The organism is Mesorhizobium loti, assembly GCA_014189435.1.
GTDB classification, from domain to species: domain Bacteria; phylum Pseudomonadota; class Alphaproteobacteria; order Rhizobiales; family Rhizobiaceae; genus Mesorhizobium; species Mesorhizobium loti_G.
Map to the genome: position 1 here is coordinate 246,368 of CP050294.1, position 18,698 is coordinate 265,065.

General features: G+C 63.5%; 21 protein-coding genes and 1 pseudogene. 8 read left to right on the forward strand and 14 right to left on the reverse strand.

What is annotated here, in order from left to right:
• Positions 1-23 precede the first annotated feature (23 nt).
• The 7 genes and pseudogenes from HB777_35940 (at position 24) to HB777_35970 (ending at position 4,481) form a co-directional block, all read left to right on the forward strand.
• On the forward strand, positions 24-278 hold the full coding sequence (locus HB777_35940; GenBank protein QND69163.1) for a hypothetical protein: 255 nt from the start codon (positions 24-26) through the stop codon (positions 276-278).
• A 26-nt stretch (positions 279-304) separates the two neighbouring features.
• A complete protein-coding gene (locus tag HB777_35945; GenBank protein QND69164.1) occupies positions 305-913 on the forward strand; it encodes a dual specificity protein phosphatase family protein in 609 nt (202 codons plus the stop codon).
• A complete protein-coding gene (locus tag HB777_35950) occupies positions 897-1,673 on the forward strand; it encodes a phosphatase PAP2 family protein (protein ID QND69165.1) in 777 nt (258 codons plus the stop codon). The genes HB777_35945 and HB777_35950 overlap by 17 nt, the downstream gene beginning before the upstream one ends.
• On the forward strand, positions 1,670-2,419 hold the full coding sequence (locus HB777_35955) for a TMEM165/GDT1 family protein (protein QND69166.1): 750 nt from the start codon (positions 1,670-1,672) through the stop codon (positions 2,417-2,419). The genes HB777_35950 and HB777_35955 overlap by 4 nt, the downstream gene beginning before the upstream one ends.
• Entirely contained in the window at positions 2,416-2,598 is a 183-nt protein-coding gene (locus HB777_35960; protein ID QND69167.1) for a hypothetical protein, read from the forward strand. Before HB777_35955 ends, HB777_35960 begins: the two co-directional genes overlap by 4 nt.
• A 13-nt stretch (positions 2,599-2,611) precedes the next feature.
• The gene (locus HB777_35965; protein QND69168.1) at positions 2,612-3,214 is read left to right on the forward strand and encodes a cation transporter; all 603 of its coding nucleotides are present in this window, start codon (positions 2,612-2,614) and stop codon (positions 3,212-3,214) included.
• 8 nt (positions 3,215-3,222) lie between these two features.
• Positions 3,223-4,481, forward strand: a pseudogene (locus tag HB777_35970) (arsenic transporter).
• A 39-nt stretch (positions 4,482-4,520) separates the two neighbouring features.
• Here the strand turns inward: HB777_35970 and HB777_35975 are convergent.
• The 14 genes from HB777_35975 to HB777_36040 form a co-directional block, all read right to left on the reverse strand.
• Positions 4,521-5,564, reverse strand: a complete 1,044-nt coding sequence (locus HB777_35975) for an ABC transporter ATP-binding protein (GenBank protein ID QND69169.1) — start codon at positions 5,562-5,564, stop codon at positions 4,521-4,523.
• The gene (locus tag HB777_35980) at positions 5,561-7,390 is read right to left on the reverse strand and encodes an iron ABC transporter permease (protein QND69170.1); all 1,830 of its coding nucleotides are present in this window, start codon (positions 7,388-7,390) and stop codon (positions 5,561-5,563) included. The genes HB777_35975 and HB777_35980 overlap by 4 nt, the downstream gene beginning before the upstream one ends.
• A 31-nt stretch (positions 7,391-7,421) precedes the next feature.
• Positions 7,422-8,111 carry an extracellular solute-binding protein gene (locus tag HB777_35985; GenBank protein ID QND69171.1) on the reverse strand — a complete coding sequence of 230 codons (690 nt, stop codon included), beginning with the start codon at positions 8,109-8,111 and terminating at the stop codon, positions 7,422-7,424.
• Positions 8,081-8,425, reverse strand: a complete 345-nt coding sequence (locus HB777_35990) for a solute-binding protein (GenBank protein QND69172.1) — start codon at positions 8,423-8,425, stop codon at positions 8,081-8,083. The genes HB777_35985 and HB777_35990 overlap by 31 nt, the downstream gene beginning before the upstream one ends.
• A gap of 56 nt (positions 8,426-8,481) precedes the next feature.
• Entirely contained in the window at positions 8,482-9,423 is a 942-nt protein-coding gene (locus tag HB777_35995) for a MurR/RpiR family transcriptional regulator (protein QND69173.1), read from the reverse strand.
• A gap of 133 nt (positions 9,424-9,556) precedes the next feature.
• Positions 9,557-9,784 (reverse strand): DUF1344 domain-containing protein, encoded by a 228-nt coding sequence (locus HB777_36000; GenBank protein QND69314.1) that lies wholly within the window; start codon positions 9,782-9,784, stop codon positions 9,557-9,559.
• Between the two features lie 201 nt (positions 9,785-9,985).
• Positions 9,986-12,640: an ABC transporter permease gene (locus HB777_36005; protein ID QND69174.1), complete on the reverse strand. Its 2,655-nt coding sequence runs from the start codon at positions 12,638-12,640 to the stop codon at positions 9,986-9,988.
• Positions 12,637-13,317 carry an ABC transporter ATP-binding protein gene (locus HB777_36010; GenBank protein ID QND69175.1) on the reverse strand — a complete coding sequence of 227 codons (681 nt, stop codon included), beginning with the start codon at positions 13,315-13,317 and terminating at the stop codon, positions 12,637-12,639. The genes HB777_36005 and HB777_36010 overlap by 4 nt, the downstream gene beginning before the upstream one ends.
• Positions 13,310-13,972: an ABC transporter ATP-binding protein gene (locus tag HB777_36015; GenBank protein QND69176.1), complete on the reverse strand. Its 663-nt coding sequence runs from the start codon at positions 13,970-13,972 to the stop codon at positions 13,310-13,312. Before HB777_36015 ends, HB777_36010 begins: the two co-directional genes overlap by 8 nt.
• A gap of 1 nt (position 13,973) precedes the next feature.
• Positions 13,974-14,555 carry a hypothetical protein gene (locus HB777_36020; protein QND69177.1) on the reverse strand — a complete coding sequence of 194 codons (582 nt, stop codon included), beginning with the start codon at positions 14,553-14,555 and terminating at the stop codon, positions 13,974-13,976.
• A gap of 116 nt (positions 14,556-14,671) precedes the next feature.
• Positions 14,672-16,045 carry a HAMP domain-containing protein gene (locus HB777_36025; protein ID QND69178.1) on the reverse strand — a complete coding sequence of 458 codons (1,374 nt, stop codon included), beginning with the start codon at positions 16,043-16,045 and terminating at the stop codon, positions 14,672-14,674.
• Positions 16,032-16,709 carry a response regulator gene (locus HB777_36030; protein ID QND69179.1) on the reverse strand — a complete coding sequence of 226 codons (678 nt, stop codon included), beginning with the start codon at positions 16,707-16,709 and terminating at the stop codon, positions 16,032-16,034. Before HB777_36030 ends, HB777_36025 begins: the two co-directional genes overlap by 14 nt.
• A gap of 139 nt (positions 16,710-16,848) precedes the next feature.
• Positions 16,849-17,643 (reverse strand): hypothetical protein, encoded by a 795-nt coding sequence (locus HB777_36035; GenBank protein QND69180.1) that lies wholly within the window; start codon positions 17,641-17,643, stop codon positions 16,849-16,851.
• Positions 17,644-17,680: 37 nt separating this feature from the next.
• A complete protein-coding gene (locus HB777_36040; protein ID QND69181.1) occupies positions 17,681-17,938 on the reverse strand; it encodes a hypothetical protein in 258 nt (85 codons plus the stop codon).
• Positions 17,939-18,234: 296 nt separating this feature from the next.
• Between HB777_36040 and HB777_36045 the strand changes: the two genes are divergently transcribed.
• A complete protein-coding gene (locus HB777_36045) occupies positions 18,235-18,609 on the forward strand; it encodes a hypothetical protein (GenBank protein ID QND69182.1) in 375 nt (124 codons plus the stop codon).
• The last annotated feature ends 89 nt before the right edge of the window (positions 18,610-18,698 follow it).

Below are 18,698 nucleotides of genomic sequence, written 5' to 3' on the forward strand. Positions count from 1 at the left end.
GACCATCGTTACATTAAGAATCAATGGACCGTATGATGAGACCGGGACTTCCACAAATTCTCAAGCTACCCTTGCCAGCGTTGGCCCGCGTTGACCAGTCCGGTGGCGACGAGGACGGCATTGGGACCACGCCCCAACGTATCATTCTTGGAATCGGCGCGATCGTCGCCGCAACCTGTCTCTTTGTCCGCGAGGTTGATCTCGCGGCCTGTCCCGGCGGCAATTGGGTGCTGGGGGTCGGTATCTTCTTCGTGCTGGCGCGCACGCTTCCCCATTGAAAGTGCGATCCGCCATGACACCGGCCTTGCGCAAGCCCAAACCCCTCTGGCGTCGTGCGGCTAAGACCCTGGTTGGCGCCGCCATCGGGGTCGCCGCCGGGATGGCCTTATGGGCGGGCTACCTCCAGCTCACCGGCAACATCCACGAGGTCGAGCCGGGCGTGCTCTACCGCTCGGCGCAGCTCGCGCCGGAACGGCTCGATTCCGTGATTCGGGGGCGGCACATCCGCACCGTGCTCAACCTGCGCGGCGCATTCCCCGGCACGCCCTGGTATGAGGCGGAAGTGGCAAGCGTCCGCGACGCCGGCGCGCAACTCATCAGCCTGCCGATGTCGGCCACCACCCAGCCCGACGCCGCGCTGCTGGCGTCGCTCGTGCAGACGCTGCGCACGGCGCCCCGTCCGATCCTGATCCATTGCAATTCTGGGTCCGACCGCACCGGGCTGGCCTCGGCCCTGTTCGAGCTGCTCGAAGAGGGCAAACCGGCGGCCGAAGCTGATAACCACTTGTCATTCCGCTATGGGCATTTCCCGTGGCTCACCAGCCGCACCGGCGCCATGGATCGCACGTTTCAGCAGGTGGTCGAAAGCAGCAATGCCACCTTGAAAAGCTCTGCCGATGTCCAAGCCCAATAGTCTTTCCCCTCGTTTGCGTTTGATACTGGCGCATCCGAGTGCCAGTGAGATCTGGCCCATAGCCGCCCTATTCCTGGCCGGGTGCCTGATCTTAGGCTTCGGCCTGCTCGCCGAAGAGGTTCTGGAAGGCGATACGTCCAAATTCGACATGACGGTGCTGATGGCCCTGCGCAGCGGCGGTAATCCCGCCGACCCCATCGGCCCGGCCTGGCTGGAAGAGGCAGGTCGCGATGTGACGGCACTCGGCAGCTTTACCTTCCTCGGCTTTGTGTTCGCGGCAACGGTCGGCTATCTGTTGCTGATCCGCAAGCGCGCCCTGGCGCTGCTCATGTCTGTAGCGGTGCTTGGCGGTGTTGCCATCAGCACATTTCTCAAGATGGGCTTCGACCGGCCCCGACCGGACATTCCGCATGCCGCCCGCGTCTTCACCGCAAGTTTTCCGAGCGGCCATGCCACGCTATCGACGATTGTGTTTTTGACGCTGGGCGCCCTTCTGACGGGCGTCAACGCCGATCGGCGTGTCAAGTTCTACTTCGTCGCGCTGGCTGTGTTTCTGACCGTCATGGTCGGGCTGAGCCGCGTCTATCTGGGCGTGCATTACCCAACCGACGTGTTCGCCGGCTGGTCCGTCGGAGCGGCCTGGGCAATCCTGTGCTGGTCAGGCGCACATTGGCTCCAGCAGCGCGGCGCTCTGGAGCCGGCCGGGGCATCCTCCATTCATTCAACGAACGACCAAAACAACAAAGAGGTTAAGTCATGATTTCGTGGGCAACGGCGGCGCCGGCCGTGACAGCGGCGTTCCTGGCCTCATTGGTGGAGGCGGTGGAAGCGCTGACCATTGTGCTGGCGGTCGGCACCGTGCGCGGCTGGCGGCCGGCCCTGACCGGCACCGGGGCCGGTCTGGCCTTGCTGGCACTGCTGGTGCTGGCTCTCGGGCCGCTGCTTGACCGGGTGCCACTGCACGCGCTGCAACTGGTCATCGGCATATTGCTGCTGCTGTTCGGCCTGCGGTGGTTGCGCAAGGCGATCCTGCGCTCGGCCGGCATCATCGCGCTGCATGACGAAACCAAGGCGTTCGCCAAGGAAGAGGCCAGCCTGCGGGCGGCCGAAGGCCAGCACGCAACGCAACTCGACTGGATAGCAGGTATCACCGCGTTCAAGGCGGTGGTGCTGGAAGGGCTGGAAGTCGTGTTCATCGTCATCGCGGTGGGCGCGGGCAGGGGGCTGCTGGTTCCCGCTTCCATGGGCGCGCTGGCCGCCTGCCTGGTCGTGCTGTTGCTCGGCATCATCATCCACCGACCACTGGCCCGCGTCCCCGAAAACCTGCTCAAGTTCGGCGTCGGCATCATGCTCTCGGCCTTCGGCGTGTTCTGGACCGGGGAGGGGCTCGGCGTTGACTGGCCAGGGCAGGATCTCGCCATCGTGGCGTTTGTCGCGGTGTTCCTGCTGGTCGGCCTGGTGACGGTCAGCTTGTCCGTGCGTAAGGCTGTGGAGGTCACGCCATGAACGTCGTTTCACTCATTCTGCGCGAGCTGTTCGGTCTGTTCGTCGACGACGAATTCCTGGCCCTGGCAGTGCTGGCGGTGGTCGCCATCTGCGGGCTGCTCGTCTGGCTCGCCGTGCCGCAGTTGCTGGCGGCCTGCTGCTGGTCGGATGTGTTGCCGTGGTCATGTCCAGCGCGCTGAAAGCCAGCCGGAAATGACCTCGCCGTCCACGACCACGGACGCGGCCCTGCGCCGCATCGTCCTCATCGTCGCGCTGCTCAACCTCGGCTATTTCGGCATCGAGTTTGTGGTGGCGCTGGCGATCGGCTCGGTGTCGCTGTTCGCCGACAGCGTCGACTTCCTCGAAGATGCCTCGGTGAACCTGTTGATCGTGCTGGCGCTGGGCTGGTCGCTGCGCGCGCGGGCGCGCCTCGGCATGGCGCTGGCACTCATCCTACTGGTGCCGGGCCTGGCGACCCTCTGGACCGCCTGGGAAAAGTTCAACGTCCCGGTGCCGCCGCAACCGCTGGCATTGGGCCTGGCCGGCCTCGGCGCCCTCGCGGTCAACCTGTCCTGCGCCTACATGATCGCCGCCTACCGCCACCACAGAGGCAGCCTGACCAAGGCAGCCTTCCTGTCGGCGCGCAATGACGCGTTCGCCAACGTCGCCATCATCGCGGCCGGGCTGGTCACGGCGTTCCTGTGGCGGACGGCCTGGCCGGATTTGCTGGTGGGATTGGGGATTGCCGCGATGAACGCGGACGCGGCGCGGGAGGTCTGGACGGCGGCGCGGGAAGAGCACCAGGCCAGTGCATAAAGCACGCCATGGTGATGTCGCAGACGCATATCCTGACCTGGCTCATCGCGGCGGTCGCCACCGCCGGCGTCATCCTGCGGCCGTTCCACTGGCCGGAATTCATCTGGGCGGTCGCCGGCGCCGTGCTGCTCGTCGCCATCGGCCTGCTCGCCCCGGCCGACGCGCTGGCCGGAATCGGCAAGGGCACCGATGTCTACCTGTTCCTCATCGGCATGATGCTGCTCGCCGAGGTCGCGCGCCAGGAGCACCTGTTTGACTGGCTAGCCGCCGTCGCCACGCGCCGGGCGAAGGGCTCCGCCACCAAACTGTTCCTGCTGGTCTACGCGGTCGGCACGGTGGTCACGGTGTTCCTCTCCAACGACGCCACCGCCGTGGTGCTGACCCCCGCCGTCGCCGCCGCCGTCAAGACCGCCAAGCCGACCAGCCGCTGCCCTATCTCTTGATCTGCGCGTTCATCGCCAACGCGGCGTCCTTCGTGCTGCCGATCTCCAACCCCGCCAACCTCGTCATCTACGGCAACCACATGCCGCCCTTGCTGGAATGGCTGCCGCGTTACGGGCTGGCCTCGGTGGTGTCGATCGTCGTCACCTATGCCGTGCTCTACTGGACCCAGCGCCAAGCGCTTACTCAGAAAATCACCGGCGACGTCTCGGTCCCGAAACTCTCCGGCGCCGGAAAGACGGCGGCGATCGGCATCGCCGCCACGGCCGTCGTGCTACTCGTCGCCTCGGCGTTCGGCGTCCAGCTCGGCCTTCCCACTGCCGCTGCCGGCATTGTCACGGCTGTGGTGGTCCTGGTCCGCGAACGCAAAGCCCCTTGGGATACGGTGAAAGGCGTCTCGTGGGGCGTCCTGCCGCTGGTCGCCGGCCTGTTCGTGCTGGTCGAGGCCCTCGACAAGACCGGCCTTGTCGGCCTGGTCAGCGGCGAGTTGCAGCAAGGCGCCGAACGGGCGGCCGGGTGGACGGCATGGGTCGCCGGCGTGGCGGTCGCCCTCGGCTGCAACCTGATGAACAATTTGCCGGCCGGGCTGATTGCTGGTCACGCGGTGCAGGCCGCCCACGTGCCGGACCAGGTCGTCCGCGCCGTGCTGATCGGTGTGGATCTCGGGCCCAACCTGTCGGTTACCGGCTCGCTGGCCACGATCCTGTGGCTCACCGCGCTCCGCCGCGAAGGCCTCACGGTCGGCGGCTGGACGTTCCTGAGGCTCGGCGTTCTAGTCATGCCGCCCGCCCTGCTCGGCGCAATTGCGGTAACGTGGATAATCTGAATTGGGAAGGGGGTGCCTTGGTCTTGGGTCTATATAGACCTATGCGACCAGCACCACACACCGGTCCGGCGGCAGCGAAAAGGTAAGCGAGGCCCCAACCGGCGGCGCTTCGGGCCAGTCGAGCCGCACGCGCTGCGGCCCCAGATCGACCGCCAGCCGCCAGCATCGGCCCTGGAAGGCGCTCGACAGAACCCTGCCTTGCAGGCGGTTGTCCGGATAGGCGTCGGCCGGACGCGCATCCTCGGGGCGAATGACCAGCATGCCGGCACCGGAGCGGGCGCCCGGCGTGCGCACCGTTTCGGCGTCGCTGTCGGCGATCTTGAACAATTCGTCACGGACCTGCCCGCGGACGATCGAAAAGCCGCCGATGAAGCTGGCGACGAAGGAATCGGCGGGTGCTTCGTAGATTGCCCGTGGCGTGTCGAACTGGACGATCTCGCCGGCTCGCATGATGGCGATGCGGTCGGAGACGGCCATCGCCTCCGCCTGGTCGTGCGTCACATAGACGACGGTGATGGCTTCGCGGCGCACCAGCTCCATCATCTCGATGCGCATGTCCTCGCGCAGTGCCGCGTCGAGATTGCTCAGCGGCTCGTCGAACAGCATCAGCGCTGGCCGGGCGGCAAGGCAACGCGCGATGGCGACGCGCTGCTGCTGGCCACCGGACAATTCCGTCGGATAGCGATCCCGGTAGGGGGCAAGACGGGTGACGTCGAGCGCATGGTTCAGCCGCTGGGCGATCTCGTGATCCGAAAGCCGCTGTGCCTTGAGCCCGAAGGCCAAATTGTTGGCGACCGTCATGTGCGGCCACAGCGCATAGTCCTGGAAGACCATGCCGATCCGTCGCTTTTCGGGCGGTATTACCGACTTTTCGCTCCACACGACACGTCCGTCCAACGTGATCGACCCTTTTTCGGGCTCGACCAGCCCGGCAATGATGCGCAGCAGCGTGGTCTTGCCGGAGCCGCTGGCGCCGAGAAGGGATACCACCTCGCCAGCGTCGATCTTGAGATCGAGGTTGGTCAGGACGGCGCGGCCACCGAGCGACTTGCAAATGCCGGCGCAATGCAGGGAAGCGGTCATGACAAGGTTCCCGCTGTGGCGGTGGAACTGCTACCGGCATCAACATGCCCGGCACTTCGGCGCGGTTTGACGAACCGCTGAAGCGGATACCAGACTACGGCCGCGCCTATACCCGCGGCCGCCATGGCGACCAGCGCGATGGCCGATGCCAGTCCGTCCCGGTCATGGCTGAACAGTTTCAGGATAAGCGTCGGCGCTGGTGGGCCGCTTTGGGGAATGAGCATCTGCGAGATCGGCAGTTCGAACACGGTGCGGATGAACGTCAACAGGAAGGCCGTCACCACACTCAGCAGGATCAGCGGTAAGGTGATCGCCAGCAATCGCCGGATTGTCCCGACGCCCTGCAGGCGCGCTGCGTCCGTCAGGCTCGGCGCCAGCTGGCCGATGGCCGAAAGGATCACCACCAGGCAATAGGGAAGGGCCGCCGCGACATAGCCCATGACCAGCAGCGAGCCATCGCCATAATGCGGAAACGGCCAGTCACGGAAACCCGGCAGGCGATTCCAGACGAGGATGTAGCCGAAGCCGAGCACGATGCCCGGTATCGCCACCGCGCCCAGCGACAGGCCGACGACCGCGGTGCGCAGGACCGGGCTCGCACGGTCGAGCTGTGCCGACAACAGCAGGGCAAGCGCGCTGGCGATGACCGCCGCCAGCCCGGCATAGCCGAGGCTGCGCAGCAGACCGTCATTGGCCGCCGTGTTCGGGCTAAGCGCGGCCACCACATTGACCGTGGTGACATTGCTCCAGATCAGGCCATGGCCCAGCGTTTGCGTCAGCGCGCGCGCCGCGATCGCGGCGAGCGGCAGGGCGAGCGCCAGGAAGGCAATGGCAAGCGCCGCCGCCATGGTGAGCCAGCGCCATGTGCCGAGATTGTAGAGCCGGGCCGGCCTGGCGCGGCCCGAAATCAGGCGCGGGTCGGCGCGGCGACGCAACAGCCGGTCGGCCACGACGACGAGCAGGACAAGACCGAGCAGGACGAGAGCCTGGGCGCCGGCAGCGGGAAAGTCGACGGGATAGTCGCTGGCGGCCGCGTAAATGCCGTAGGTCAGGACACCGAAATTCGACATTCTGGCAATGGTCGAGGCAAGGCCGAAATCGGACAGCACCTCGGCGAAGGTGGCGATGAAACTCAGGGCGATAGCTGGCGCCAGCAAGGGGCCGTTGATGCGCAGCCAGATCCTCAGCGGCCTAGCGCCGGAAAGCCGCGCGGCATCTTCCAGCTCGCAGCCCAGTCCGGCCAGCGCGCTGCCGGTGATAAAGGCCGCCAGCGGGAACAGGCTGAGCGTATGGACGAACACCAGGCCGGCCAGCCCAAAAAACGACGCGCCCAGCCAGGACGGCAGCAAGCCGAACTGCGCAAGATAGCCGCCGGGCGACATCAGCAGCACCCAGGCGAGTGCCTTCAGGTAGGACGGCGTCAGGAAAACCAGCCACGGCACCGCGGAAATCGTTGTTCGCAGGGGAATGTCGCAGCGCTGGACGAGGATCGCGAAAGCGCCGCCCAAAGCCGTCGTGGTGAAGGCGACGAGCATGCCGAGTTCGAGCGAATGCAGAACCGATCCGGCGACAGAGGGCGAGCTGAAAACACGCGCCAGGGGCTCGAGGCTCAAGGCGTTGCTGGCCCCTTGCGCGGCGAACAGGCCAGGTATGACCGCCTGGACCAGCACCAAGGCAAGCGGCAACCCGATCAGCAGGGCAAAGACGGCGTAGATGGCAAGCGGTCCGCCACAGCGGACGAGCGCCGGCAGGCCGCCTAGCGGCAGCTTTCCGGCGCCGGCGCCGCGGACCAAAGCCGCGGCGCCGGTATGCTGGAGGATCGTCATTGCCAGGACAGCCTGGGATCAAACAGCCGGATCACCGGACGAAATTGTCCTTGTACCACTGCTTCCACTCAGTCTCGTGGGCGGAGGCTGCGGCGTCGTCAAGATGCGTGTAGGTAATGTTGGTTTCGCGGCCGGGCTTGGCGTTGATGCCCTTGATGATCGGGATGTAGAAGAAGTCCGTGTCGTCGCCGTTCTGCATGGCGGCCTGGCCTTCGGCGCTGGTAACGAAATCGATGAATTTCTGCGCCGCGTCCATGTGCTGGGTATTGGCGCTGATGCCGAGGCCTTGCGGCAGCGATACCGAACCTTCGCTCGGATAGACCGCGACGACGGGTTCGCCGGCAGCGATCTTCGAAAAGATGGCGCTGTCCTGGTTGATGCCGACCGAGGCATCGCCTGTCAGCACGGCCTTGTTCACCTTGCCTCCGCTCGACAGGCCCGACAGCGTCTTGTTGGTCAGGGTTTTGGCCAACAGAGCCTTGCCGGCATCGAGACCGTTGGTCTGGAAGAAGCCGGCCAGCCATTGATAGGCAGGGCCTGACAGATTGGGATCCTTGGCCGCGACGCTGCCGGGGAAGGACTGAAGATCGGCCCAGGACTTGGGCATCTTGTCGGCCGGCACCTTCTTGGTGTTGACCTCGATGGCAGTGGTGCTGGTGCCAGTCGGCAGGAAGGCGCGGCTTTGCGGGATCAGCGACTTGCCGAGATCGGTGAAGGCCACCTTGTCGTAGGCTGCGGTGGGACGGCCTGCAGCACATGGTCGGCCGCCATGCGCTCCATGACGGCGGAGCCATCGAGCCAGACGATGTCGAATTGCGGGTTGTCGCCTTCCGCGGCGATCTTGCCCAGCGTCTCGCCGGTGCTACCGGGCTCGACGACGTCGACGGTGAGCCCGGTCTTGGCCTGGAACGCCTTTGCCACTGGGCCGGCGAAATCGAGCGCGTCGTAGAGCACCAGGTCGGATGCCGAAGCAGGCGCTGCCAGGGAAAGCGCGCTCAAGCCAATAGCAAGGCAGAATGTCGTACGGATTTTCATCTTGTTCTCCAGTAGTTTATCAATGGGCACAACACTTCCCATCATATCATGCCAATTTACTTTGAATGTTTTGTGTCATTTTCGCGAGTTATTCGTACTATTCTTGCGAACTCCTGTTTTGTCCACGCTTTATCAATTGAGCCACGCAGCGAGCTCAACCGTTCAAGACTGTCAAAGGCGGCTTCGCTGTTGCGCTTCGCCAGCCCGATGATCATCGCCTCGATGAGAACGATCGTGCCGCCATGCATGGCCAGATGATCGGCTTTGCCGCGCGGAACCGGGAGCGTTTCCGCCACCTTGCCGGAAACCAGCGAAGCCAGATTGTCGCTGATCAGCACGACCGGAACGCCGAGCTGCATGGCCTGTTCAAGGACGATCTCGACCTCTCGATAAAGCGGCGCGTAGGCCATCATCAGCACGGCATCGCCCTTGCCAAGCCACAGCAAGCGGTCGGCGAGCGCAATTCCCGAGACCGACAGGGCGCTGGTCGGCAGGCCGATCCGGTTGAATTGCAGGCTGGCATAGTCGGCCATGGCGCCTGACGGGCCGATGCCGAAGACATGGCGGCGACTGGCTCGTGCCAGAATGTCGACGCTGCGCTCGAAGGCGGCAGCCATCTCCGGACGCTTGAGTACGTCGAGTACGCTCTCATGGAGGTCGATCACGTGCCGCAACGCCCCGGCGCCGTCATCGCCGGCCTCCTTCAAGGTACGCGCCAGGCGCTTGCCGGGGGATGGCGTGCCAGTGAGATCCGACAGCAGCATCTGACGGAGCGCGGAGAGGCTTTCAAAACCAAGCGAACGCGCTGTTCGCACGACGGTCGCGTCGCTGGTGCCGGCCAGCTGGGCGATCTCGGCCGCCGAGCCCAGAAGCACCGACTGCTTCTGATCGACGAAGAACCGTGCCATGCGCTGCTCGGCCGGCGGCAAGCTGTTAAGCGCGGCCTGGACTCGTGTATCGAAGGCAACCAGCGTCTCCGCTGGGGTATCGTGTGTCATTGTCGGGCGTTGTCCGGCACAGTTGTAGTGTCTGCTACCGGGCTGACTATCCGAAATGTCTGTTACACGATTGTGACAGTCAGACAGAGGAATCGGACTGGCTCTGCCAGCCCGATTCTTTGGTTTCGCGAGGCTACTTGGCCTGATGAATGCTCGATACCGACAGTTTTCCGGCCTTGGTGGTGTAGGTGACACTCACCTTCTCGCCGACTTTCAACGTCTCGGCTTCAATGCCTTCCGGGAGGGTGAAGGTTTGCCCGTCGGACAGCGTGATTGAATCCCCATTCTTGTCGACGCTGGTGATCGTACCGGTGGTTGCCTTGGCAAACGCCCCGGTCGCCGATGCGACGGCGAGCAGCATTGCAGTCGCGATGACTGTTTTCTTCATGGTCGTTTCCTTTGTGTTGTCGGGACCTAAGGAGCCGCGGCTCCTTGGCCTCAAGCGATCGGCTGCGCCTCGCAGTCCGATCATGGCCTCTCTTCGGCGAGAGGAACACGATGAACCTATGTGATGGAGTTGTCAGGAAACTGTCCAACGGCTTACGATTCGGTAATTCGAGCGTCAAATGTCTCTAAGCTGTTCTGCAGCCTTGTCGGAAGGCCGCCTCGCCGTCAGCACTGCCGCCGCGACGGAGATCGCAACGAGGGCAAGAACGACCCCCAGATCCAGCCAAGGAATCGACAGTCCCTCGGGAGGGGGATCGAACACGCCGGTCAGCAGCTTGACCAGCATCCACGCCGTGAGAATGCCTGAGACGAGGCCAAAGACCAGTCCGCCAGCGAAGATCAACAGCGCTTCGCTCCACAGAAACGCGGCCAGCTGATGCGGCCTGGCGCCGATGGCGGCGAGAATCGCAAACGGCCGCCGGCGCTCTGCGAAACCCAGCGCCAGCATCAACCCGGCGGCCGCAGCGGCCATGACCACCGAAAAGCCAAGCTCGATCGCGGTGAGCCCGCCCAGGTCGACAGCGGTCAGGCTCGACCCGATGAGATGGGCCGCCTGGCCGATATCCCTGACCTTGAGCGAGGGATCGGAGCCAAGCACGGAGGAAACCTGACGTGCTAATGCCGAGGCATCCGACCTCGCCCGCATCAGCACATACTCCGATGCGTCCGACCCGGTCATGCGCGCGACGTAGGCGGCATTGGCGACGAGGAAGGAGTCCTTCGGCGCTGTCGGAAACTCGCGCGCGACACCGATGAATTTGAAGGCCACGGGATGGTATTGGTGATCCCGCGCATCGATCAGGCGGAGATTGAGTGTGTCCCCCATTTGCAGCTGGAAATCCTGAACCGTTTCTTCCGACACCAGGATGCCGTCGGGGTTGGCGGCAAGCTGGGCCAGGGTGTCGGCCGCGCTGCCGTTGCTGAAATACGCATCCGAGAGGCTGGTGGCACGCTGGATGCCGCCCGGATCGATGCCGAAAAGATCCTGCAGGTCGGCGCCGACATAGGCAAAACGGTGCTGCATCGGCTCGACCGCCAGCGCATCCGTCAGCGCGGCCAGCGTCGCCCGGTGCGTTCCGGCCGGTTGGTCGGACGTACCGAAAACGGTGACATCGGATCCGTTTGTCAGCTCGGCGTCGATACGCGACTGCGCATTGTAGGTGGTGTTGAAGATTGCGGTCGATGTGGCAAACGAGATGGCCAGTGCCGTCATTGCGATGCCAACTGTCAGGCGACCCGACTGTCTCGACAAGGTGGCGGCCACGATTGGCGCGAGAGGGCCGGCCGCAGGAGTGATCAGCGTCCGCAAGGGCCGGCCGTTGTGCGCGATAACCATGCCGGACACTCTCATGGTCAGGAGCGCCATGCCCAGCCAGAACAGGGCAGGGGCGATGAAGGCCTTGTAGTCGACCGAGGTTGCCGCCACCCCCTCCGGTGCCAGCACGATCTGGTAGCCCGTACTGGCCGACAGCCAGAAGAAGAACCCGGCGCCGGCAAGCAGCAGGCAGTCGAGCCACAGGCGCTGCCACAGCGGGACCGTTCCGCGGGTGACGCTATGCCGCGACGCGTTGACGTTCAGCCACCTCGCATCGCGCCACGCGGGCAGCAGGAAGGCGACGATGCCCACCAGCAGCCCGAACATGGCAATGGGTAGGATGATCGACCCGCTGGCGCTTATCGAGCCCGTCAGGCCGGGGACGGCCAGAGCAAAGAGCAATGTAGCGGCCAAGCCGATCGCGGTGCCCGCAAGCGCCGCCATCACAGCTTCGCTCGCGGAGAGGGACAGGATTGTTGACATTGTCGCGCCCCGCATGCGCAGCAGCGCCTGCTCCAGGCGCCGGCGTGACGCGCCGGAAGATGTCACGGCGAAGGTCAATGCTATGGCCAGCGCAATCCCCGGCAGGCCGAGAAACAGGAACAGGACCGAGGCATAGAGCGCATCCGCGCGGATGGCGTCCAGGCGGGCGCTCAGATTGTCTGCGATAAGGACCTGGCCGACTGTTCTCGCCTCCAGGTTCCGCTGCGCCCCGGTGACATAAGTATAGGCATTGACAGGGTCGGCGGGGAGCGCCTCGCGGTCCAGCCGCACATGCCATTGCAGTCGCCCGGTGTCGGGACGCAGCTTCAGCTGCGGGTCGAACAACTGCTGCCACTCTGCCTGCGGCAGAATAAGCACATTGTCGGGCGGCGCCTGTGGGGCCGCCTGCGGCGGCAAGCCTACCGTCTGGAAGAGGGAATCAGCGTCGGGAAGATCTATGACGCCCGCAATCTTGATCTCGACCGGCGGCAAGCCGATCCGCTTGATCGACACCAGGTCGCCGGGGCCGACATGCAGGTTGGCCGCCGTTTGTTGGGCGACGAGCACGCCGTCCGCCTTGCCGGATAGTGGTCGGACCTCAGCCGGAAAGTCATCGGCGTAGCCGTTGTCAAAGGAAACGACCTGGCCTGGCCCGGTGGTTTGCGTCGTACCTCCAGCCTGCGCTTCGAAACCCGCGACATCGGCGTAGCGGGCTTGGTGAATAGCCTTCACCCCCGGGGTTTCGACCAGCGCTTTGCTGACCAACGCAGGATCGGCGCTGGAGATCATCTGGACCTGCCAGTCGATCGGCACCGCCATGACGGCGCGCGCCGTCATCGATGTGCTGGCATTGGCCAGGAACAGCGCCATTGCCGCAAGCAGAGCCACCATAACAGCGATGCCTGCCGCCGCGCCAGCAACGCGCAGCAAACGGCGGGCAAGAACGCCCCGAACCCAGAGCAGAAGGATCATGCCCCACCGCCTTGGGATCGCGGGGTGACAAGCCGGCCGTGCTCCATGATCCAGCGCGTCGCCATCCGTGCCGCCACGGCGTCATCATGCGTCGCGACCACCAGGGCAATGCCCGTCCCGTCAAGAAAACGGAGCACCGTGTCGAAGAAAAGTTGGGCGGTCATGCTGTCCAGCTGCCCCGTCGGTTCATCGGCCAGCACGAGTTTCGGTCCGATCGAGAGAGCGCGGGCCATGGCGATGCGTTGTGACTGTCCGCCGGACAATTCGTCGGGTAGCTTGTCGGCGAGCCCGGCGAGGCCGAATGACTCCAGCAATGTCGAGGCAGTCCTGTCCGCGGCCGCCCCTTCGCCGGCAAGGACCATCGGCAGGCCGACATTCTGCGCGACGGTGAGGGCCGGAAACAGGCTGGGCGACTGGAAGACGAGGCCGATCTGCCGCGGTCTGAGTTCATCGAATGATCCAAGTCCTGGCCATTCGACAGTGCCTGTGGTCGGCCTGTCCAGCCCGCCGAGGATATGCAGCAGGCTGGTCTTGCCGCTGCCGGAAGGCCCTACCAGGGCGATACGCGCCCCCGAAACGATCTCGCAGTCGACATCACGCAGGACAACGGTTCGACCTGCGTCTGCGTCCTGAAATTCGCGGCCGATGCCTTTGCCGACAACGAGCACCTCATTCATCTTCGACTCTCCCGTCCTTCAGACGGATTACGCGGTCGGCCTTCCGCGCCAGCGCTTGGCTGTGTGTGGCCAGCAATGTCGCCAATCCCGCGTCGCGCCTTGCTTCGAAGTGCCGGATTAGCCTTGATTCCGTGTCGGGGTCGACCTCGGCGGTTGGCTCGTCGGCAACCAGGATTGGCGGATTCGCGGCCAACGCCACGGCGAGACCCGCCCGCGCCGTTTCCCCGCCGGAAAGATGGATGGGAAAGGCCCTGGCGCGGTGTGCAAGCCCGACACTATCCAGCAAGGGGCCGATACGGGCCTCGTCTGGCTTGCCCGACAGCAGCATTTGCAGGCGCAGGTTCTGTTCGACGCTCAAATGTCCGAACAGATTGCCGGATTGCTGGAGGATGCCAAAACTGGCGGCGCGGATGCGCGAGCGCTGGGCCTCTGAGCGCCGGGTCAGGCGCCGGCCGGATACCTCGACATGGCCACCGTCGGGTTCGTCCAGGCCTGTCACGCAGGACAGCAGGGTCGACTTGCCGCTGCCCGAAGGCCCGACCAGGGCAACGATTTCGCCGGGCGCCAGGTGGAGGCTTACCCCGCGCAGCGCAGCCGTCTCGTCGTCACCAACATGGAAGAACCGGTAGAGTTCGTGCGCCTCGAGCGCGTGCATTTCATTTCCACCGCAATGAGGTGGACATCAGCTGCCACTGGTCGACATTGTCCGCGCCCTTGGGGGCATAGAGGTCGAGCGTGACCAGCTTGCCGTCCTTGAAATAGAGGTAGCGCTCGTTTTCCAGGCGAACCTGCTTGTTGGTCACCGCATTCGGCTCGGAGTTCGACGTATAGACGATACGGATCGCGAGCCCCGCCGGCAGCTTGACTTGCTTCACCGCGGTCACCTTGATGGCGCGACCGCTGGCTTCGAGCTTTGGAACGACATCCGCCTTGACGCTCGCGACGGTGGGGGCGCTCGTCGCTTGCACCACGGACATGACGACCCCATCCAGCTTGTCGACAAAGCTTGCGCCATCGGCCTTGTCCGACCTTGCCCAGCCCTCCGGCACCTTCATGGTGAAGCCTTGCGGCGAGGCATAGTCGATAAAGACCTGGGAATCAGGAATGTCACCGGGCGGGTTTTTCTCGGCCGGAACCGCCGTTTCCGCAGCGACTGCTGCGGAAATACCGACCACCCCCGTTACATTCGCCAGTCCAAGTGTCATCGCGACCATCACTGTCGGCAGGATGTGTTTCATTGTTGCGGCCTTTCCCGATTAAAGTGCATTGCGTCCAAACTAACGCAGCAAGCTTACGAGCAGGTCGCCGCGCTCATACCGATCTGTAAGTTTCCAGAAACACTTGCCGGGTCTCTTCAGGCCGCGGTTTCAGCGGCAGGGAAGGTCACGACAACCGCTAGGCCTGGCCGGCAATCTTCGAGAATGATGGTGGCGTTGTGTAAATCGGCTATGGCTCGAACGAGGCTAAGCCCAAGGCCGCTGCCGGGCGTAGAGCGGCTTGTGTCAAGTCGATAGAGCCGTTGAAAAACCTTGTCGTGCTCTTCGGCCGGTATTCCTGGGCCATTGTCAGCAACCGTTGCCACCACGCTGCCGCCACGACGGCGGGTAGATAGGTTGATAAGCGTGCCGTTGGGACAATGTCGCAAGGCATTCTCGACCAGATTGGCAAACAGTTGCGCCAGCAGTTCCCGATCGCCGTGGATCTGGGCGGTCCCGGCGGCCTTGGCGCTTGCGAGCGACAACGACTTTGCGTCGTCTTCCGCAACGCTTGTGTAAACGTCCGCTATAGCGCCGACAATCTCGTCGAGATCCACGCGTTCAAACCGGGCCTTGCGGGCGCCAGCCTCGATCTGGGCGATGCGCAGGAGCGCGTCGAAGGTCTCGTTGATTTCATGGCTTTCGGCGAGCGCCTCCCCAACTTCCGCCTCTACCGTCTGGCCCGATTCGGTTTTCTCCATCGCGACGTTGAGGATCATCTGCAGGCGGTTGAGCGGCGTCTTGAGATCATGGGCAATGTTGGCACTGACCTGCTTCATGCCATCGACAAGGGCCGACAGGCGGTCGAGAGCGGCGTTGATCTGGGTCGAAACATCATCGATGTCGTCCCCGTTGCCAATCAGCGGAATACGGGCGCTAAGCCGGCCATGCGAGACGTCAACCATCGTTGCGGCAATACCATCCAGGCGGCGCTGGACGCGGGACGCGAGCAGCGCGCCGCCGGTGATGGCCAACCCCGTGATGAGGACCGTTCCCCAGCCGAAGCTCATCAGCGCGATCTCTTCCAGATCCTCGGTTTCGGACAGGCTGAAGGCGACCGTCAGCCTGTTCCCACCGATCTTACCCGAATAGGCCCTGTAGCGGGCATCGGCCGCCACGCCAGGCCCCGGTGCCCCAATAATCGAGAACCCCTCCGGAAGCGCCGTTGCGAGAAAATTGCCGGCCAGATGGCGGCCATCCGGGCCGGTGAGTGAAAACAGCTGCTCGTTGCGCGAACTCAGGTTGGCATGGCTGTCGACCGCGGCAGTCAGATCTTCCAGGTCATTCTCTGCATAGGTTGCCGCCACCACCGAATAGGTTTCCCTAATGGACCCGTCGAGGCGATCTGCGAGATTGACGCTCATCAGGCGATAGACAATCCCGCCCGAGAACACGAAAGCCAGCACGAACAGGAAGGCAAACGTCAAGGCCAGCCGGAACGGGGTGCTGCGCAGCAGGCTAAACCGGCGCATGCAGGCTGTAGCCGGTGTTGCGCACGGTGTGGATGAGAGGGGGATCAAAGGGCTTGTCGATCTTGGCCCGCAGCCGGCTGATGTGGGTTTCGACCACGCTGGTCTTGGGATCGAAATGGAAATCCCAGACGCGCTCGAGCAGCATCGTTCGGGTGATAACCCGTCCTTCCCCGCGGATCAGGACCTCCAGCAGGCTGAATTCCCGCGGCTGCAGGTCGATTGTCTGACCCTGCCGGGTCACACGGCGCATGATCAGGTCCATCTCGAGATCGGCAACCCGCAGGATGGTTTTCTGTTCGTGCGCTGCCGGCCGGCGCCCAAGGGCATGAATGCGAGCGAGCAGCTCGGAAAAGGCAAAGGGCTTGACCAGGTAATCGTCACCGCCGGCTTCGAGGCCTTCGACACGGTCGTCGACGCCCCCGACCGAGGTCAAAAAAATCGTCGGTGTACGAACGCCAGCCGCGCGGGCGGCCCGGACCATCGAGAGGCCGTCCAGGCCAGGAACCATCCGGTCCGCCACGATCACATCGTAGGCGTCCCGTGTTGCTGCGAACAAGGCGTCGTGCCCGTCATTCAAAACATCGCAAACGTGGCCGGCCTCGGATAGGCCCTTCAATATATATTGGGCCGTCCTCACGTCATCCTCCAGGAGGAGTATCCGCATCTTTTTGAAACTCCTTTATATATTTACTGAGCTAAGTATAATACGCCCGACGGCGATGCGTCTCTTAAAATGGAAAAAGTAAATCGATGGTGGCGTTACGGGCCACCATCGAGCGCGAGGTTACGCCTTCAGGTAGGCTTTAGTTGGGTTCGAGCACAACTTGTTCGGCCGGAACGGAACCTCTCTTCATGCTCATGTAAAGGACCAGCGCGACAATACAGCCAAGGAAAATGACGCTTGTCACGGTAGTCCCAAAGCCCAAGCCGCCATATTCACGCGGTTGCGAAAGCAGATCTCCAAACGACGCACCCAAGGGCCGCGTCAGGATATAGGCTAGCCAGAAGGCGAGGATGCCGTTGAACTTGAGGACGTAGTAGGCAAACGTGATCAGCGCGATCACGCCCCCGAACAGCAGGCCGGTGGTCAGGTAGCCCATGTCGAAGGTTTCGGCGACCAGGTCGCCCGCCGCCGTGCCCAGCGAGAACGTGAACAGGATCGCCAGCCAGTAGAAGGCTTCGCGTCGTGTCGTGGTGATGCTGTGAATCGAGAGGGTTCGTTCGCTGGCATACCAGACCGCGAATGTGGCAGCGAGCGCTATGCTGAACGCGATCGTCGTGGTTTCGAGCCGCACGCCGAAGTTATCGACGAGGTTGTCGGTGACCAAGGTTCCCACCACGCTGATGAGCACAACTGCCAGCCAGTAAGCCCATGGTACATAGCGTTTGTGCGCGAATTGGAGAACCAGGGCGACCAACAGGACACCGGTCATGATGAGCGAGGTGGCGGTGAGGCCAAGACCGAGATTGACGGCGAGATAGTCGGCGGCCGTTTCACCCATGGTCACGGCCATGAGTTTGATCAGCCAGAAGTCGACCGTGACCTCGGGCACCCGGTTGGCGGGCGTTGGCGCGGGCAGAGTGGCGGGGAGGGGCATGGGTCTATCCTGTGGTTGGCTGTGCGTCGTTTCCGGGCTACTTGCCCATGACCTTCATCGCCTGGGCGAAAAAATCGTCGGCGCGTTTATCGTCGTCCGCGTTACAGCGCTCGATGCCCTTGGTCTCCAGATCGGTAATCTTGGCCTTGTCGGCATCACTCACCTTGGCTTTGTCTTCAGCTGCACGCAGCGACTTGAGGGCTTCCTCACAAGGCACGTTGGCCGCGAATGCAGACGGTGCCTGGCTGGCGAGGATTAGTGTGCCCAAGGCGAGGACGAGGGTTCGGGTCTTCATGCGCAATCTCCTTGTTTTGGCCGGTCACCGCCGACCTGGGTGCCTTTCGGTGAGCCGAAAGCAGTTGCCATGATAGGGAAGGGACTTCACCTCAACCTGTCTGCAAAATTACGGTTTTGTAATAATGCACGTGGCAGCACTTTACATATCTGTAAGAATTTGGACAAATGGCAGACATCACCAGGGTATAGATTGATAACGAGTGCCGTCAATTCGGTGCCTTAGTCGCCGTTTTTAAGTCGCCTCGGTGAGAGATGTTGAACACGTCCAGAACGATACGTTTCGGGATTGCTACCATGGCATCCGCATTTTTGGCGCCTGCCGGATACTCCCGGTCGGCGGAAAACGCCCGCCCGAAGCTCTGCGCGCCGTTGGTCGTCAAGGAATGCTACGTGGGCTATGTCACGCCCGCAGGAGCTCTGCTGGTGCTCCTCTCCACAAAAGACAATGATCCGCTTGTGAGCCTTGAAGTACCGGTGTCTTCCGCCAGCCCGGACGCTCCGTTTGCTCCGCTCGACCTGTCAAAACAGATCGGCAGCATCGTCATGCTCGACGCGGTGGGGACGCACGCCATCTATTCGGCTCGGATTGTCTCGACCGCCGACCCGATATTCACCGCGCTTTACATGGCTACCATTTTGAAAGTTCCCGCTGACGAGCCGCAGCAATGAATGCGCAACGCAGGGCACGAGGAACGCGACGCCAAGGTTCATCTCACCTTGACGCAACAGCGATTCCGTGGCTGCTGGCGCACCAAATG

Excerpts from the sequence above, each read along its gene's own strand:
- HB777_35940 (QND69163.1), top strand. The coding sequence starts at position 24 with ATGGACCGTATGATGAGACCGGGACTTCCACAAATTCTCAAGCTACCC.
- HB777_35950 (QND69165.1), top strand. The coding sequence starts at position 897 with ATGTCCAAGCCCAATAGTCTTTCCCCTCGTTTGCGTTTGATACTGGCG.
- HB777_35955 (QND69166.1), top strand. The coding sequence starts at position 1,670 with ATGATTTCGTGGGCAACGGCGGCGCCGGCCGTGACAGCGGCGTTCCTG.
- HB777_35960 (QND69167.1), top strand. The coding sequence starts at position 2,416 with ATGAACGTCGTTTCACTCATTCTGCGCGAGCTGTTCGGTCTGTTCGTC.
- HB777_35965 (QND69168.1), top strand. The coding sequence starts at position 2,612 with ATGACCTCGCCGTCCACGACCACGGACGCGGCCCTGCGCCGCATCGTC.
- HB777_35975 (QND69169.1), bottom strand. The coding sequence starts at position 5,564 with ATGACCGCTTCCCTGCATTGCGCCGGCATTTGCAAGTCGCTCGGTGGC.
- HB777_35980 (QND69170.1), bottom strand. The coding sequence starts at position 7,390 with ATGACGATCCTCCAGCATACCGGCGCCGCGGCTTTGGTCCGCGGCGCC.
- HB777_35990 (QND69172.1), bottom strand. The coding sequence starts at position 8,425 with ATGAAAATCCGTACGACATTCTGCCTTGCTATTGGCTTGAGCGCGCTT.
- HB777_35995 (QND69173.1), bottom strand. The coding sequence starts at position 9,423 with ATGACACACGATACCCCAGCGGAGACGCTGGTTGCCTTCGATACACGA.
- HB777_36000 (QND69314.1), bottom strand. The coding sequence starts at position 9,784 with ATGCTGCTCGCCGTCGCATCGGCGACCGGGGCGTTTGCCAAGGCAACC.
- HB777_36005 (QND69174.1), bottom strand. The coding sequence starts at position 12,640 with ATGATCCTTCTGCTCTGGGTTCGGGGCGTTCTTGCCCGCCGTTTGCTG.
- HB777_36010 (QND69175.1), bottom strand. The coding sequence starts at position 13,317 with ATGAATGAGGTGCTCGTTGTCGGCAAAGGCATCGGCCGCGAATTTCAG.
- HB777_36015 (QND69176.1), bottom strand. The coding sequence starts at position 13,972 with ATGCACGCGCTCGAGGCGCACGAACTCTACCGGTTCTTCCATGTTGGT.
- HB777_36020 (QND69177.1), bottom strand. The coding sequence starts at position 14,555 with ATGAAACACATCCTGCCGACAGTGATGGTCGCGATGACACTTGGACTG.
- HB777_36025 (QND69178.1), bottom strand. The coding sequence starts at position 16,045 with ATGCGCCGGTTTAGCCTGCTGCGCAGCACCCCGTTCCGGCTGGCCTTG.
- HB777_36030 (QND69179.1), bottom strand. The coding sequence starts at position 16,709 with ATGCGGATACTCCTCCTGGAGGATGACGTGAGGACGGCCCAATATATA.
- HB777_36035 (QND69180.1), bottom strand. The coding sequence starts at position 17,643 with ATGCCCCTCCCCGCCACTCTGCCCGCGCCAACGCCCGCCAACCGGGTG.
- HB777_36040 (QND69181.1), bottom strand. The coding sequence starts at position 17,938 with ATGAAGACCCGAACCCTCGTCCTCGCCTTGGGCACACTAATCCTCGCC.
- HB777_36045 (QND69182.1), top strand. The coding sequence starts at position 18,235 with ATGGCATCCGCATTTTTGGCGCCTGCCGGATACTCCCGGTCGGCGGAA.